9 protein-coding genes and 1 rRNA gene are annotated in these 13,008 nt (G+C 67.2%); 3 read left to right on the forward strand and 7 right to left on the reverse strand.

From position 1 onward, the window contains the following. Positions 1-1,326 carry a hypothetical protein gene (locus ACFVVK_RS02115; protein ID WP_390262727.1) on the reverse strand — a complete coding sequence of 442 codons (1,326 nt, stop codon included), beginning with the start codon at positions 1,324-1,326 and terminating at the stop codon, positions 1-3. 330 nt (positions 1,327-1,656) lie between these two features. Here ACFVVK_RS02115 and ACFVVK_RS02120 point away from each other — a divergent pair, with 330 nt between their 5' ends. After that, positions 1,657-2,466, forward strand: a complete 810-nt coding sequence (locus tag ACFVVK_RS02120) for a DeoR/GlpR family DNA-binding transcription regulator (RefSeq protein ID WP_390262730.1) — start codon at positions 1,657-1,659, stop codon at positions 2,464-2,466. Between the two features lie 15 nt (positions 2,467-2,481). On the opposite strand, the gene ACFVVK_RS02125 is transcribed toward ACFVVK_RS02120, so the two are convergent. Beyond that, positions 2,482-3,471, reverse strand: coding sequence for an LLM class flavin-dependent oxidoreductase (locus ACFVVK_RS02125; RefSeq protein WP_390262733.1), 990 nt, complete (start codon positions 3,469-3,471; stop codon positions 2,482-2,484). 182 nt (positions 3,472-3,653) lie between these two features. Beyond that, on the reverse strand, positions 3,654-4,454 hold the full coding sequence (locus tag ACFVVK_RS02130) for a hypothetical protein (RefSeq protein ID WP_390262736.1): 801 nt from the start codon (positions 4,452-4,454) through the stop codon (positions 3,654-3,656). 129 nt (positions 4,455-4,583) lie between these two features. Between ACFVVK_RS02130 and ACFVVK_RS02135 the strand changes: the two genes are divergently transcribed. Together ACFVVK_RS02135 and ACFVVK_RS02140 are read left to right on the forward strand one after the other, a co-directional pair. Further along, on the forward strand, positions 4,584-6,314 hold the full coding sequence (locus ACFVVK_RS02135) for a helicase HerA-like domain-containing protein (RefSeq protein WP_390262739.1): 1,731 nt from the start codon (positions 4,584-4,586) through the stop codon (positions 6,312-6,314). 137 nt (positions 6,315-6,451) lie between these two features. Next, the gene (locus tag ACFVVK_RS02140) at positions 6,452-7,444 is read left to right on the forward strand and encodes a hypothetical protein (RefSeq protein WP_390262742.1); all 993 of its coding nucleotides are present in this window, start codon (positions 6,452-6,454) and stop codon (positions 7,442-7,444) included. Positions 7,445-7,549: 105 nt separating this feature from the next. On the opposite strand, the gene ACFVVK_RS02145 is transcribed toward ACFVVK_RS02140, so the two are convergent. From ACFVVK_RS02145 to rrf, 4 genes are all read right to left on the reverse strand, one after another. Beyond that, a complete protein-coding gene (locus ACFVVK_RS02145; protein WP_390262745.1) occupies positions 7,550-9,508 on the reverse strand; it encodes an NHL domain-containing thioredoxin family protein in 1,959 nt (652 codons plus the stop codon). Beyond that, complete coding sequence (locus ACFVVK_RS02150) at positions 9,508-11,691, reverse strand: cytochrome c oxidase assembly protein (RefSeq protein ID WP_390262748.1); 2,184 nt, start codon at positions 11,689-11,691, stop codon at positions 9,508-9,510. Before ACFVVK_RS02150 ends, ACFVVK_RS02145 begins: the two co-directional genes overlap by 1 nt. 154 nt (positions 11,692-11,845) lie before the next feature. Next, positions 11,846-12,133, reverse strand: a complete 288-nt coding sequence (locus ACFVVK_RS02155) for an HU family DNA-binding protein (protein WP_024367639.1) — start codon at positions 12,131-12,133, stop codon at positions 11,846-11,848. Between the two features lie 570 nt (positions 12,134-12,703). Beyond that, a 5S ribosomal RNA gene (rrf, locus tag ACFVVK_RS02160) occupies positions 12,704-12,820 on the reverse strand. Between the last annotated feature and the right edge of the window lie 188 nt (positions 12,821-13,008).

A 13,008-nucleotide genomic window follows, 5' to 3' on the forward strand; every position in this document is an offset into this window, starting at 1 on the left:
TCAGCACCCCGCCGGCCTGTACTCGTAGGCCCCGGAATCGGCCTTGGCATCCCCCTGGCAGCTGCCGCTCCGGCCGGCCGGCTGCCCGTCGAGGTCCTGGGGGAACGGGGCCGCCCCCGCGCGGTCGATTGCCGGGCTCGTTCCGGAGAGGTGGAGATCGGCGGGCGCATCCACAAAGCCGGCCGGATCCGTGGTGGACGTTGGGCTGGGAACGATGTTGGTGGGGCCGTTGAGGACGTTCTGTTCCTCGGCCCAGCCAGCACTGTCCATCCACAGAGAGTTGCGGACGGCCACGAGGATGTTTGCCTTGATGACGGTGGAGGCCGGGCAGGATGCGTGGCAGACGACGGCCTGGGAATCCGGCCCGTCCAGCCACACGGTGTTGTGTTCGAACGTGGTGCCGTTGGTCGGGCCGAAGGATGACGTCCGGCCGCGCGCAATGAGCCCCATGGCCTGGGAGCAATTGGCGCCGCAGGTGGACCTGATGAGGTTGTAGCTGTAGGTGTTGCCGTCCGCGGTGCCGGCGTCCCCGCGTCCGATCTCCGAGAACACGTTATTGTCCACCGCCACGTTGTGGTGGATCCTGTTCCGGTTACCGTTGAAGATCTCGAAGGCACCGCCGTCGTGGCCGAAGTCGTAGGACAGCGCGGTGGAACCGGTGACGGTGTTACCGGTGAACTCGTTGTCGCTACCGTTGATGAGGAAGCCGAAGGCACCGGAATCATCGCTGCACTGCACGGCCTTCGCGGTGCCGCACTGTGACCCCTGCGTGTTGACGTTCATGATGTTGTTGTCGGCGAGAGTGTTGTTGGAATAGCTGCCAAAGTCTGAGCCGTCACTGACCTTGATGCCGGCGGCGTTGTTGCTCGCGGCGGAATTCCGTATGGAGGCATGGTTGCCGTAGACGCTGAACCCGGCATAGCCGCACGACTCCGCGCGCAGGCCATCCACCGTAAGGTAGCTGCCGTCGAGCTTGACGCAGGTGCCCGTCAGCCCGCCGGTGATAGTGGGCACGTCCCCGCTTCCGTAGGCATTGAGGGTGATCCTGAGCCGGCTCGTTCCGCTCCGGCCGATCACGAGGCCGCCGGAGTAGACGTCACCCCGGCGAAAGCTGACGGAGTCCCCGGGCCGCAGTGCGGCGGCGTTGACCTTGTCGAGCGTCTCCCAGGCGGATCCGGGCGCTGTCCCGGCGTTGGCGTCACTCCCGTCTTGGCTCACGTAGTACGTGGTCCCCGCGGCCGACGCCGGGGCGGAGGCGCCGCCGGACGACCCGCCCAAGAACAGCAGGATGAGGAGCGTGGCGGCGGCTGTGGGCCTGATCTTCATGGATGCACCTGGGTTTTCGCCATGTATCCGCGGGGGTGCCACCGCGGCCCTGCGGACCGGCGCCGGCACCCTGACGGGCTTAACGCTATGAGCGCGTCACGGCATAGTCAACGGACTGCCCATCGTGGCTGTTCCATCCGCCAAACGGATGGGGAGGCCGGACAATAGCCTCGACCGCAGTGTTATCTTTTGCCTCTTGGCGTTCCTTATTGTGCGATCATGATTGATAAGTCGGCGTGAGCGTGCGCCGCCATGCGGTTATTCGAGAGAGAAACCATGACGTCCTGCCGCTGCGCCTTATCTGACCGCCCCAGCCTCTAAGGACTCCACATGCTAGCTGCAGCGCGCCACTCCGCCATCCTCGCTGAGGTCCAGCGTGAGAGGATCGTCCGTGTTGCCGACCTCGCCAAGATGCTCGGCGTCTCACTGATGACCGTGCGGCGGGACATCGAGGCCCTGGATGCTGCGGGCACGGTGGAGAAGATCCATGGCGGGGCCAAACTGCCGGGTGGCGCCAGCACGCACGAGCCGGGCTTCGAGCTGAAAGTGACCCAGCTCAAGGACGAGAAGATGGCGATTGCCCAGGAGGCGGCCGCCCAGGTGCGCGAGGGCATGGCGGTGGGCTTGTCCGCCGGCACCACCACGTGGGCGCTGGCCCAGCTGTTGTCGGCCGGCCCGCGGATCACGGTGGTCACCAACTCGGTGCGGATTGCGGATGTGTTCCACCGGAGTTCCTCACCGTCCACCGTGATCCTGACCGGCGGCGAGCGCACCCCGTCCGATGCGCTCGTCGGCCCGCTGGCCACGTCATCCCTCAAGCAGCTGCACCTGGACGTGCTGTTCCTCGGCGTCCATGGCGTCGACGCGGACGCCGGCTTCACCACCCCGAACGTGCTGGAAGCCGAAACGGACCGGGCCTTCGTCACCGCGGCGCGCCGGGTGGTGGTGCTGGCCGACCACACGAAGTGGGGCACCCTCGGTATCAGCACCATCGCCGGCCTCGAAGACGCTGACGAACTCATCAGCGATGACCTTCTGGGCAGTGAAGCGCGCCGGATCCTCGGCGAGCGCGTCGGGCGGCTGCGGCTGGCCCCGTCCGGCGGTGCCTCATCCACCGCCGGCGCCCGCCGGGAGCAGTAGGCAGCTGGCCGGTCGTTAGGCCCGGAGGAGCTGCGCGGCGTCCGCCAGAAGCTCCACGGACCGCAGCCGGGCTTCTGTGCCGGTGCTCTGGTGTGCCACGATCAGTTCATCGGCGTCGGCGTGCTCCGTGAACTCATCCAGGTAGGCGAGGACGGCGTCCGGGGTGCCGACCGCGGAGTACTTCATCATCTGGGCAAGGTGCTGGCCCTGCGGCGAGTCCAGGATCATGTCCGCCTCGTCGTCGCTGAATACGCGGCCGTTGCCGAAGAACAAGGACACCCGGGCCCGCTTGGTGGCCTGGAACATCGTCTGGGCAGCGGCGGCCGAGTCAGCGGCGATCACGTTGACACCCGCGATCACGTGCGGGGCCTCGAGCTGGGCGGAGGGCCGGAATTCACTGCGGTAAATCGCCACTGCATCCTGCAGTGCGTTGGGCGCGAAGTGGGAGGCGAAGGCGTACGGCAGGCCCAGTTGGGCCGCCAGCCTGGCCCCGAACAGCGAGGAGCCCAGAATGTACAGGGGCACGTTGGTACCCTTGCCCGGCGTGGCCTCCACGCCGCGGATCCGGGTGGGTCCGGTCAGGTAGCCCTGCAGTTCCAGGACGTCCTGCGGGAAGCTGTCTGCCGACATCGGGTCACGGCGCAGGGCACGCATGGTGTTCTGGTCGCTGCCCGGCGCCCGGCCCAGCCCCAGGTCGATCCTGCCCGGGTGCAGCGTTTCGAGGGTGCCGAACTGTTCCGCGATGGTCAGCGGCGAATGGTTAGGCAGCATCACGCCGCCGGCTCCAAGCCGGATGCTGGAGGTGTGGGCCGCGACATGGGCGATCAGCACGCTCGTGGCGGAGGAGGCGATCGAGGACATGTTGTGATGCTCCGCATACCAGATCCGCCGGTAACCACGGTCCTCGGCGAGCCGCGCCATGGCCACGCTTCCGGCGAAGCTCTCCGCCGCCGTCTGGCCTGGTCCGATGGTTGCGAGGTCAAGGATGGAAAGCGGAACAGTCACGGAAAAAGCCGGCCTTTCGTAGCGGAGCAGCGCCCACGGGTCTCATTCGCGGTCACACTGGTGTCAACGACGGCGGGCCCCCGGTTTATTTCTGCGGAGTCCGATTACTGCGACGTCTTATTCCTGCGCAGTCCGGTTGCTGTCCCCCGGCACGGTCAGGCGGCCCAGCTGCACAAGCGGTTTCAGCTGCAGGAACGGTTGTAGTCCAGGCCGCGGGAGATGTACTGCGTCATCGTGACGCGGCTGCGCGGGGTGAGCCCGGGAAGGGCGCAGTTCGCCTTGGCGCCGGCCGCTGATCCCGCACCCGCGAGCCAGCTCGGCAGGCCTGCTAGCGGGCTGGTCGACTTCACAGTGCCGGCGATCCGACCCCACTGGTAGCTGGTGGAGTAGAGGCCGACGCGGGCGCCGATCCGCTTGAAGTAGGCGGTCATGCCCTCGAGGACGGCGACATTGGCCGCTTTGTCTGTCTGCCAGGTGTTTTCCGTTTCCACATCCAGCCACCAGAGGTAAGACTGCGGGTTGCTGACGCCCCGGCGTTTAGCGTCGTCGGACGCTTTTGCCCATCCGTACATGTACGAGCAGGCCTTGAAGGTTCCCGCGGCGCAGCTGCCATAGGGGTTGGTGACCTTCACGCCGTCGTACGTGTTCGACTTGGGCCACCAGGACCCCTGCCGGCCGGGATTGGCCGTGTTGACGTACAGCGCCACCCTCGGCTGCGGCGTCGCTGCCGGCGACAGCGCCGTTTTGGCCCAGGCCAGTTGGCTCGCCAGGCACGGGTTCGTGTTGTTGGCCAGGCCGTAGTTAACACCGACAATCGCGAACACCGGCTGCTTGGGCAGGGCTTGGCCGCACTGGGGCCAGGACACGTCGATGCCCGGCCCGGAGGAAGAGGCCGTAGCGGCCGAGGCCGGGCTTCCGCCCAACAGGACAAGGCCTAGCGTCATGACAAAGGCCACAAGGATGCGCGGGAACGAGTTGGGCATGCCACAGTCTAAAGGCGGAATCGCTAATCGGTAGCGTAATTCAGGGCGTGTTCCGAGGCGGCCAACATTGGTCCATTTGCAAGGGCCTGCCCAGCCCCGCAAACGCCCGACCCCGGCTAAGCTGACCGCATGACCAGCAAATCCACCGCAGACAAAGTCGCCACGATCCAGCAGGGCTACACCCTGGACGGTCCGACGATCGAGCTCGGAGCGGCGATTGTTGATGGCGAACTCCACAAGGACGCCCCCGTGCGGCTGCCGCTCGCGATGATGAACCGGCACGGTCTCGTGGCCGGAGCGACGGGCACCGGCAAGACCGTCACGCTGCACATGATGGCCGAGCAGCTCTCCACTGCGGGCGTGCCGGTGTTCCTGGCCGACATCAAGGGCGACCTTTCCGGGCTCGCCACCGCCGCCACCGGAAGCGAAAAACTCCTGGCCCGCACAGAGAGCATCGGCCAGGCGTGGTCAGGCAAGACCTTCCCGGTGGAGTTCCTGGCCCTCGGCGGCGACGGCAACGGCGTACCGGTCCGCGCCACGATCACGTCGTTTGGCCCCATCCTGCTCTCCCGTGTCATGGACCTGAATGAGACCCAGGAATCCAGCCTGCAGCTTGTCTTTCATTTCGCGGACAAGAACAACCTCGAGTTGATCGACCTCAAGGACCTCCGGGCGGTTATCCAGTTCCTGACCTCTGCCGAGGGCAAGGACCAGCTGACGGAACTCGGCGGCCTCTCCAAGGCAACCGCCGGCGTGATACTGCGAGAGCTGATCACGCTGGAGGCGGAGGGCATGGAGCGGTTCTTCGGCGAGCCGGAGTTCGATACCGCCGAACTGCTTCGTACCGCGCCGGACGGCCGCGGAGTGGTGAGCTGCCTCGAGCTGCCGACGCTGCAGACCAAGCCCATGCTGTTCTCGACGTTTCTTATGTGGCTGCTCGCCGACCTCTTCGAGGACCTCCCCGAAGCCGGGGACCTCGACAAGCCCAAGCTCGTGTTCTTCCTCGATGAGGCGCACCTGCTGTTCAACGGCGCCTCAAAGGCCTTCCTGGACGCCATCACCACCACCGTTCGGCTCATCCGGTCCAAGGGTGTCGGCATCTTCTTCGTCACCCAGACTCCCAAGGATGTTCCCGCGGACGTCCTCGGCCAACTGGCCAACCGGGTGCAGCACGCCCTCCGCGCCTACACCCCGGAGGACGCCAAGGCCCTCAAGGCCACCGTCTCCACGTTCCCGACCAGCGACTACGACCTCGCCGAGACCCTCACCACGGCCGGCATCGGCGAGGCTGTCATCACCGTGCTGAACGAAAAGGGCGCTCCCACCCCCGTGGCACTGACCCGGCTCCGCGCCCCGGAATCCGTGATGGGCCCCAGCACGGACGCCCTGATTGCCAGCACCGTGGCCGGCTCCGCCCTCCTGCCCAAGTACGGCACCGCCGTCGACAACGTCTCCGCCTACGAGAAAATCGCAGCCAAAGGCGCTGACTTCACAGGGACTGTCTCCACCGGGCCGGCCGCCGGGGCCGCTCGCCCGGGCAACGCCGGCGGGGCCGTCCAAGGCGGCGGAGTGGATCAAACGGCCATCGACGCCGAGGCCCGGCGGATCGAGGAAGAAATCCTTGGCCGCCCCAGCAGCCGGCCGGCGCCCGGGAACCAGCCGGACTATCGGGAGTCCCCCGAGCCCGACGCGCCACATCGGGCGCCCCGGCAGGCGCAGCCGAGGGGCGGCATTGGTGACGACATCGCCGGAGCCCTGGGCAGCGGCCTCTCGAGCATGGCCCGTTCGCTGGGTACCCAGCTGGGCAGGGAGCTGCTCCGCGGGGTCTTCGGGACGTCCTCGAAACGCCGCCGCCGGTAGGGCCGCCGCCCCTGGGCCTCTCGCCGCGAAGCCGGCCCGCTGTGCCGCAGGAGCGTAGGGTAGCAATGCTCCCCGTCACAGATGCGACCCGCGAGACGGGGATTCCCGCGGGGTGCAGGTAACGTAAGAACGTGCAAATGAGTCAGGCATCGGTCAAGATCGCAGCAGTGTGGCTGCTGGGACTGATGCTTGCCGTGGCCGCGGCGATCGTGACAATCAATCTGGTCAACGACTCCGTTGCCGGACCCCAGCAGCCGGTCCGCGAGTATCTCAGCGCCCTGCAAAAGGGCGACGGCGAAAAGGCTCTGGGCCTGCTGCGCGCCTCCGTGCCCCAAAGCAACCCCGCAATGCTCGATGGGACGGCCCTGCAAACGGCGGCGGCACGCATCTCCGACGTCAGGGTCGGCGAGGCGGAAGACCGCGGCGCCAACCAGGTCATGGTTCCCGTGGACTACAACATCGACGGCAACCAGCTGCGGACCGAGTTCCTGCTGGAGCGCTCCGGCACCGAGTGGCTGTTTTTCCACAAATGGTCCTTCGTCCCCGCTGCACTGCCTGTCCTGGACGTCACCGTGGTCAACTCCAGCCAGGCCACGGTCAACGGCGTGCCGGTAAACATGCCCAATGGCCGCAACTCCTTCGCTGTCTTCTACCCGGGTGAGTACGAGGCCGCCCTCAACGGCCAGTACTTCTCAGCCCCTCCCACCCGCGCCACCGTCGCCGGCGGGGACGCCCGGCCGGCGTCGCTGAACCTGCTGACCGAGGCCACCGGTGCCTTGAAGGAAGCCGTGAGCGGCAAGGTTAAGGAGTTCTTGGATTCCTGCGCCGACAAGGCCGACAAACAACAGAAGCTGCAGCCTGACTGCCCGTTCTACCACGCCACCAACAACCGGGTGATGGACGGGACCATCGACTGGAGCATCACCGACTACCCTGCTGTCAGCATTGAACCGTTCGGCGGCCGATGGGTGGTGGCGCCCCTGGACGGCAAGGCCCGGATAAAGGCTCGCCAGGTGGATCTGTTCACTGGCGCCGTGACGAACATCAACGCTGTCCACGATTTCAGCTTCACCACCCGGCTGGACATCGACGGCGACACCGTCAAGCTCACGCCGCAGCTGAACTACTAGTACCTGGGCCCCGGAAACGGGGTTAAGCCAAAAGGCTGCTGTCCGTGACGGCGGGTCACGGACAGCAGCCTTTTGCCCAGCCGCAGGGCCAGCCTTAGTGCGGGGTCAGTCCATTCCGCGAAGGTCCAGGACCAGCTCGGTGTCCCCGTCGGCCTGCAGGAGCACCGGGATGCCCCAGTCCTGCTGGTACAGGTGGCAGGCCGCGTGGTCCGGGATCTCGCCGTCGGCGTCTTCCGGGCCGTCGCAGGCCGCCGCTCTGGCGGTAATGTGCAGCACGCCCTCGGGAACGTCGGAAGAAAGCTCCAGGGTGCGGAGCAGGCCCACGGAGGTCCCGCCGCCGGACACCAGCAGCTCGGGCGGCGTGGACGAAATCTTCAGCTGGGTGGGATCGCCCCAGCGGTCGTCCAGCTTCTGGCCGGTCGGCGCCGTGAAGCGGACGGTCAGTTCGAGCGGACCCGGCGCCACGGGGCTCTTGGGCCGGTGGGTCTGCGCCGCGCCCTCGTCCACTTGCTGTGCCTCCTTGGGGATCGGCACGTAGACCAGCTGGTGCTTGTTGGCCTCGACCACCACCAGCAGCGGCTCGGCTCCGGCGGCCTGCGTGTGGTCCACAATCACGTCGGAGGGCTCGGACAGTCCGCGGGCCAGCGTGGAGACGGTGCCGGCCGCGGGGTCATAGCGGCGGACCGCACCGTTATAGGTGTCGGCGATCGCCACCGAGCCGTCGGGAAGTACCGTCACGCCGAGGGGGTGCTGCAGCCGGGCCTCGGCGGCGGGGCCGTCGCGGAAGCCGAAGTCGAACAGGCCCTTGCCCACGGCCGACTCGACGGTGAGCGTGCCGCCGTCGTCAATCACCAGTTTGCGCAGGGCCGACGTCTCGGAATCGGCCACCCAGATGTTGCCGTCGGCATCCTCGGCAAGGCCGGAGGACTGGGCGAACCACGCTTCAGCTGCGGGGCCGTCCAGGAGTCCTTCGAGGCCGTTGCCGGCGATGATCTTCACGGCGCCGGAGGTGGGGTCGAAGCTGAAGATCTGGTGCACGCCGGCCATCGCCACCACCACGGCGCTGAGTTTCGTGGACCAGACCACGTCCCACGGCGAGCTCAGGGCCACCGCGAGCGGGTCGGCCTCCAACCGGGCACCGTACGCGGCGCCCTCCTCGTCCACCCGGGCAGGGCCGGTTTCGAGGAGCCGCTGCACGCCGTTGCCCGCCAGGGTCCGGACGGTTCCGTCCGCAAGGGACAGGCCCCGGAGCCGGTGGTTCACGGAGTCGGCAATCACGACGTCGTAGCCGGCGTCCGCCGCGACGTCCTCGGGCAGCAGCACCAGGCCCTGGGGCTCGTTGAAACGGGCGGTGGCGGCGTTGCCGTCGGCGTGGCCCTTCTCGCCGGAGCCGTACGTGGCAACCACCGTCTGAAAGTCGGCGGAAAGCTCCACGAGCCGGTGGTGGCCGGTGTCGGTGACCAGCCAGGAACCGCTCTCAGCAGTTCCGACGCCGCGGCCGGCGGGCAGGAACAGGGCCTTGCCCGGGAAGCGCAGGGTGCCCGACGTCGGTTCCGGCGCCACATAGGGTCCGTCGCCGCGGTGCAGGGTACCCCTGGCCTCGTGCTCGGCGATGAGTTCGGGGATCAGCACGGCGAGGCCGTCGGCGTGGCCTTCGCCGGAGAGGTGCGCCACGATGTAGCCTTCGGGATCGATGACCACCAGGGTGGGCCACGCGCGGGCCGTGTAGGCCTTCCAGGTGTCCAGCTCCGGGTCGTCCAGGACCGGATGGCGGATCTCGTAGCGTTCGACGGCGGCCGCCAGCGCCACGGGATCGGCCTCGTGCTCGAACTTGGGCGAATGCACGCCCACCGTCACGAGGACGTCGGAGTACTGCTGCTCGAGCGGGCGGAGTTCGTCCAGGACGTGCAGGCAGTTGATGCAGCAGAACGTCCAGAAGTCCAACAGGACGATCTTGCCGCGCAGGGACTCGAGGTCCAGGGACTTGCCGCCGGTGTTCAGCCAGTTACGGCCCACCAGCTCGGAGGCCCGGACCCGGAGGTGGGTGCGTACGGTTTCGGTCATCAGTGTCCTTCCAGCTTTGAATTGCGTTCGGCAAGCCTGGCATCGCGCTCGGCCAGCTTGGCAAACATATCGTTATAAGCAGTGAGATCGGCGTCGTTATTCCGGTCAGCGGCCCGGTCCGTGCGTTTGGACTCGCGCTCGTCGGAGCGGGACCACATGACCGCGACACCGATCGCAACCAGCAGCGTGGGCACTTCGCCGATCCCCCAGGCCACCGCCCCGCCCATCTGCTGGTCCAGCAGCGCGGAGCCGCCCCACGTCCGGCCGAGGTTGCCGAAGTAGTCGGCGGCCAGCAGCCCGGTACCGCCCATGATGGCGACGCCGAAGAACGCGTGGAAGCCCATGGTGGCCAGCAGGAGCAGCAACCGCATGGGGTATGGTGCCCGGCGCGGCAACGGGTCGGTGCCGATCATGGTCAGCACAAAGATGTAGCCGGTCAGGGCGAAGTGGAGGTTCATGAGCTCGTGGCCCACATGGTCCCGCATCGCGTAGCCAAACGCGTCCGAGTAGTAGAAGAGCACGATGGAGCCGGCGAAGTTGGCGGCGGCGAACAGGGGGTGCGTCACCAGCTGCGAGAACTTCGAGTGGATGAAGATCAGCAGCCATTCACGCGGCCCGCGGGAGCTGTCGCGCCGTGCCGTGAGTGCCCGGAGGGCCAGCGTCACGGGGGCGCCCAGGACCAGGAAGATGGGGGCCACCATGGTCAGGGCCATGTGGTCCACCATGTGCGCGGAGAACAGCACCCGGCCATAGACCGACGGCGGTCCCGACGTCACGTACGTGAGGACCAGGAGTCCGATCAGCCAGTTGACCGTCCGGAACCAGGGCCACGAGTCGCCCCGCTGGCGGACCTTGCGGACGCCCAGGACGTAGGACACGAGGCCAAAGAGCACGACGGCGACCCAGAGCCAGTCGAACCGCCACTCCGTGAGCCACCGGGCCGGTTCCAGTTCCGGCGGCAGTTCGTAGCCGGAGAGGATGAAGGCTGGCGACGCCTCGGGCGCGAAGGTGGTGGGCTGCGGCGGAGCGGAGCGCCCCAGCGCCACAGCGATCCCCGACGTCGCGCCCATGATGATCAGCTCCACGATCACCAGTTGCCACAGCACCCCCCGGGCGGACCGGGCCATCGCGCGGTTGCCCAGCTGCGGGATCACCCAGCGGCGGTGCATGAGCCCGATGCCACCGAGCACCAGTACCGCTGCCGTCTTGGCGAGGATCAGCTGGCCGTAGGCCGACCCGAAGAGCTCGCTCCACCTGGTGAGGCGGATACCGGCGTTGACCACCCCCGACGCGAACACGAGGAAGAAGGCAAACCCCGCAAGGGCTGAAAACCTCCGGAGAGTCGGCTCGGTGATGTCGGCCGTCCCCGCAGGGGTCCCGGGGGTACGGCCGCGGCCGCCTCCACCTGTGCCGGTGCCGCCGAGGGCACCGGAGAGGAGCGCCAGCATGATGATGCCGCCGACCCAGGCCGATACGCCCACCAGGTGCAAACCGAGCGAGTTGATGGCGCCCTCGTGGTCACTGGAGCTCGCAGAGTGTCCGATCAGCGCGGCGGGTACCAGCCCGATCAGGGAGAGGAGCAGCGTCAGTGCCAGCCCGCCGCGGGAGCGAACGCCGAAGAGTGCGGTGGTGACGACGGCGGCGATGATCACGACGGCGAGCCAGGCACGTCCGGTTTCGAGGTCCGTCATGAAGTACACCAAGGAGCGGGTGAATTCCGGATCCCCGGAAAGGCCCTGGCCGGCGATGTCCGCGTAGCCCAAGACCAGCACGGCAATCGCGGAGAGGGTCCAGACAGCGCCCGCGGTGGCGGCCACGGCCAGCGCCCGGGCGAACGCCGGATGTTCGGCGGCGTCCGGTTCCTTGGCCCGGGAGCCGCTCCTGTTCCGCGGGAGGATGCCGACGGCGAAAATCAGTCCGCCTATCACAGTGGCCACGGCGACGTTGTGGATCGCCTTGCTCACCGGCAGTCCCCAACGCACCAGTGCGCCGGGATCGGAGACCTCGCGTGCAGCCGCCGCGCCGGAAAAGATGAGGGCCCCTACCAGTCCCACGAACAACGCGGCCAGGCCGGCAAACAGCCAGGGCCGGCTGACTCCGCCGGGACCCTCGCCAGGGCCGCGTGGGTCCCCGGAGGGAACAGGCGCTGCGGTTGAGGGAGTGGGATTTACTGCAGAAGGCACACCTCCATTGTCCGCTACGCTGCTCCCCTCAGCGAATCGGCGGAAAGGGCCTTGCCGGCCAGCCATCGCGTCCCGTCCTTTTGTGGAAGGCGGACGGAACTCAAAAGGAGCGGCAACCCGAAGGTTGCCGCTCCTTTCAAGCGTGGGAAGAAGACTACTTCTTCTTGGAGACAGCAGCCTTCAGCTTGGAGCCGGCCGTCAGCTTGACGCTGTGGCCAGCGGCAATCTGGATGGTCTCACCGGTCTGGGGGTTGCGGCCGGTACGAGCTGCACGGTCGGTGCGCTCAACGGCGAGCCAGCCCGGGATGGTGATCTTCTCGCCCGCGGCGACAGAGGTCTCGAAGACCTCGAACAGTGCGTCGAGCACGGAGTTGACTGCTGCCTGGCTGGTGCCGGCCTTGCCTGCTACCTCTGCAACAAGTTCACTACGGTTCTTAGCCATTTATGTCCTCCTGGACGGTCATGATTTCTGGAGCCTGCACACGGCATGCGTACAAGCCACTGTTCGAAAACTTACCAGCTTGGCGCGGCTGAGGTGGCAAATTCCGCGTGTTTTCGGCGTTTTTTGGGGAAAATCACCGGAATCGCCGCGGATCGAGGTCAAATTGCGCCCAGAGCGGACGGCTCCTCGGTCGCCTCAGTATCCGGGCCGATCGGGGGACTTCTCCGGCCCGACGCTCCCGCACGTCCGGCGGGTTCCATTCCGACGCTCCCGCACGTCCGGCGGGTCCCGTTCCGACCCTCCCGCACGTCCGGCGGGTCCCATTCCGACGCTCCCGCACGTCCGGCGGGCTCCATTCCGACGCTCCCGCACGTCCGGCGGGTCCCATTCCGACCCTCCCGCACGTCCGGCGGGTCCCATTCCGACCCTCCCGCACGTCCGGCGGGCTCCGGCTCCTACCGCGAATATGGTTCGGGCCGGCCCGTGCCTAGGGGTGTTTTCCGGGCGGCTTGTGGTGTTAAATGCGGGAGGACCCCAACCTGGTGGTTGGGGTCCTCGACCTGAATGGTGTTCCGGCGGTGACCTACTCTCCCACACCCTCCCGGGTGCAGTACCATCGGCGCTGCGGGTCTTAGCTTCCGGGTTCGGAATGGGACCGGGCGTTTCCCCCGCGCTATGACCGCCGTAACCCTGTGTCCCGAACCCCTGGGGGTTGGGAAATCTGTGGTGTTACAACACGTTATTCGGTTGTGGTTTGGTTCCTGTCCAACAGTGCCCGGTGTGCGGGTTTGTTGTTTGGGAACCACATAGTGGACGCAAGCAGTCTTGTTTCTTTGTACCCTTTCCTGGTGTGAACGTCTTTTGACTCCGTTCAC

It is taken from the genome of Arthrobacter sp. NPDC058192 (assembly GCF_042883665.1).
Lineage (GTDB): Bacteria > Actinomycetota > Actinomycetes > Actinomycetales > Micrococcaceae > Arthrobacter.